The organism is uncultured Phenylobacterium sp. (assembly GCF_902826855.1).
Taxonomy (GTDB): domain Bacteria; phylum Pseudomonadota; class Alphaproteobacteria; order Caulobacterales; family Caulobacteraceae; genus Phenylobacterium.
Genome location: NZ_CADEGK010000122.1, coordinates 1 through 3,019 on the forward strand (window position 1 = coordinate 1; position 3,019 = coordinate 3,019).

Below are 3,019 nucleotides of genomic sequence, written 5' to 3' on the forward strand. Positions count from 1 at the left end.
TGTCCCTTCGCGTCGAAAGCCACCTGGCCCGAGATGTAGATGGTGCGGCCGCCGCGGGCCGAGACGACGTGGGAATAGCCCGTCGGCGTCGACAGCCCCGGCGGGTTCATGCGTTGAATCACCGAACGTCCTCCCTGCGCGCTGCCCGACAGCGTCCACGCGCCCACCATCGCACTCACGGCCATCGTGAGCGCGGCCACCATCGTCGTCGAACGGGTCATGGTCCCTCCAGGGTGTCGCGGCTAGACGAGGCGGCGCTGCAGATGGCCGCCCAGGTGCATCGTCAGGTCGTAGACCGCAGCGCCGAACGCCGCGGCGACGTCTTCGGGCCGGGAGCCGGTCTCCCAGTCGAAACAGGTCGCGACGTCGCCGGCTTCCACCGCCGTCTCGGGACCCAGGTTCACGATCGTGTGGCTGGCCGACACCGACGCCACCACCGGACAGCGCCGGCCGCGAATCCGCAGCGACGCGCCCTTGGCGGTGATCCGCGGCCAGCCGTCGGCGTGACCCACCGGGACGGTCGCCACCCACGTGTCCTCGCTGGCCATGAAGGCGCGGCTGTAGCCGGCGCTGGTGCCGGCGGCGAGCTTCTTGACGTAGGCGACCCGGGCGCGCAGCGCCACGGCCGGGCGCAGATCGAGCGTGCCCTGGGCGCGAAACGCCGGTTCCGGATAGATGCCCCACAGCGCCATGCCGGGCCGCACCATGTCGAGCGTCGCGTCGGGATGCTGGAACAGCGTGTAGGTCGAGGCGGCATGCCGCCGGCCGATGGCCACGCCGCTGGCGCGGAGCCGGCCGGTCAGGGCTTCGAAGCGGCGCAACTGCTCGCGGTCGAACTCCAGATCCTCGGTGAAGGTCATCATCACGCCGTCGATACGCACGCCCGTGCGGCCGGCGAGATCGCGGATGAGCGCCTCGGCCTGGCCGTGGGGCACGCCGACGCGGCCAATGCCCGTGTCGACGCAGACATGAATCGTCACCGGCCGTCCACTGGTCGCGGCGATGCGCTCGAGTTCGGCGCCGATCGGCGTGTAGACCATCGGCATGACGTCGCGGCGCTGCAGATCGGCGAGCTCAATCGGCGCCACCGGCCCCATCAGCAGCACCGGCTTCTTCACGCCGGCATCGCGCACCGCCTCCGCCTCCTGGCGCTTCACGACCGCGAAGCCGGCGATGCGCGGATCGGGCTCGAGCAGCCGCGCCACCGTGGTGACGCCGAGGCCATAGCCGTTGTTCTTGATGACGGCCAGAATCGGCTGGCCCTTGGCGGCGCGGGCGACTTCGCCGGCGTTGTGGCGCAGATTGGCGGCGTGCACCTCCACCCACGGATCGAAGCTCACCGGAGTCGATCCCGCCGACGACACCTGGCCGGCGTCGCCAGGTCGGATGGCCATCGCCGCTGCGGCCGAAGCGATGAGCTCGCGACGGGTGAGACGCACGGCGGGACTCTACGACGCGTGCGGCTTGCGGGCGTAGAGCAGGATGGTTGCCGTCCCGACCGCGGCGAAGAACACGATGAGCGCGGCGATCCACGGCGCCAGCCGGCCGGCCACGTAGAGGATCGCCAGGCTCAGCGCCACGCACGACCACATCGAGACGAGCGCGCTCGTCGCGGCCTGGCGCGACATGCCGCGGCCTTCGTCGAGCACCTTCATGTAGGGGGCGAAGAGCGGGATGCGCAGCAGCCGCTCCTCGAGCCACGGACAGCTGCGCGCGAAGCAGTACGACGCGATGATCAGGAAGATGGTCGTCGGCAGGCCGGGGACGAACACCCCGAGCCAGCCCATGCCGACCGACGACACGCCGACCCCGGCAAACGCCCAGCGGCGCGGATCGCGGACCCACGACACCGGCTGACGGTCGACGGGACAGGCCTTCTCCATACGGCGACGGGACCATTGTGTCGCGCCGGGGCGGCTGGTCGCAACCCCGCCGCCGGCCGCCGCGCCGTTGCCGGCGGCGATGATCGGCTGCGGGCAGCGGCGCATGGCGATGACGATCTCGCTGATCTCCCGCTGAGAGGTCAGGCCGGCGCCGATTGAACGCCGGTCACTATTGCCGCCGCCGCTCCGCTCCTTGAGGTCCAGCCCGGCGCAGAAGGCGTTTCCCGCCCCCGTCAGCACCACGACGCGGACGTCACGCCGCCAGTAGAGTCCAACGAAGAAGTCGCGCAGTTCCGTCACCAGACCACGCGAGAGCGCGTTCAGGCGCTCGGGCCGGTTCATGGTGGCCCAGACCACGTCGCCTTCCTGGCGCAGTTCGAGGTCAGCCATGGTTAGAGTCCTTTCAGCCAGTCGATGAGAATGGTGTTCACGTCCGCAGGGCGCTCCTGCTGGGTCCAGTGGCCGCAGCCGGGCAGGATGTGCACGCCGCGCAGGTCGGTCACCTGCTGGCGCATCATGGCCGCCGGGTCGGCGATGCGGCCGAAGCCGTTGAACGCGGGATCGCGGTCGCCCCCGATCAGAAGCGTGGGCATCTCCAGCTTGCGCCCCTTGAACTGCTGCAGCCAGGCCCAGTCGCGCTGGTGGTTGCGGTAGCGGCTGATCGGCCCAAAGAAGCCCGACTGCTCGAACTCGTTCACGTAGTAGTCGAGGTCGTCGTCGTTCAGCCACGCCGGGAACGGGTCGGGGTCCATCATGCCTTTCAGCATGCTGTCGCCGTGGGCCTTCTTGGGCCACGAGCCGTCCGGCGCCTCGCCGGCGATGCCGAAGTAGAACTTGCGCAGAAAATCGCGGACATCGCCCTCCGCCTCCGCCTCCGGCGGCCCCACGTCCTGGAACCAGGCCTGGTAGAAGAAGCGGCCCTTCTTGACGAAGTTCTCCTCGAACATCTCGTTGAACGGGCGTTCGGGCACGCCGCCGAACGGCACCGAGAGGCCGGCCACGGCGCGTACCGCCTCGGGTCGGCTGAGCGCTGTGTTCCAGACGCTGGGCGCGCCCCAGTCGTGGCCGATCAGGATCGCCGGCGCATCCGGCTGCAGCGCTTTGGCTACGCCCGCGACGTCGGCGGTGATGGCCTC

General features: G+C 70.2%; 2 protein-coding genes and 2 pseudogenes (1 of these 4 cut by a window edge). All 4 read right to left on the minus strand.

The genetic code is table 11. The features are described 5' to 3' along the window. Window positions 1-221 (minus strand): annotated as a pseudogene (locus tag QZV94_RS16095) (hypothetical protein); the annotation flags it as partial. A gap of 21 nt (window positions 222-242) precedes the next feature. Further along, window positions 243-1,439 carry an alanine racemase gene (alr, locus tag QZV94_RS16100; RefSeq protein ID WP_293678968.1) on the minus strand — a complete coding sequence of 399 codons (1,197 nt, stop codon included), beginning with the start codon at window positions 1,437-1,439 and terminating at the stop codon, window positions 243-245. Between the two features lie 9 nt (window positions 1,440-1,448). Beyond that, entirely contained in the window at window positions 1,449-2,273 is an 825-nt protein-coding gene (locus tag QZV94_RS16105; RefSeq protein ID WP_293678970.1) for a DUF454 family protein, read from the minus strand. Window positions 2,274-2,275: 2 nt separating this feature from the next. Further along, window positions 2,276-3,019 (minus strand): annotated as a pseudogene (locus QZV94_RS16110) (alpha/beta fold hydrolase); it runs 51 nt beyond the window's last position.

Excerpts from the sequence above, each read along its gene's own strand:
- QZV94_RS16105 (WP_293678970.1), bottom strand. The coding sequence starts at position 2,273 with ATGGCTGACCTCGAACTGCGCCAGGAAGGCGACGTGGTCTGGGCCACC.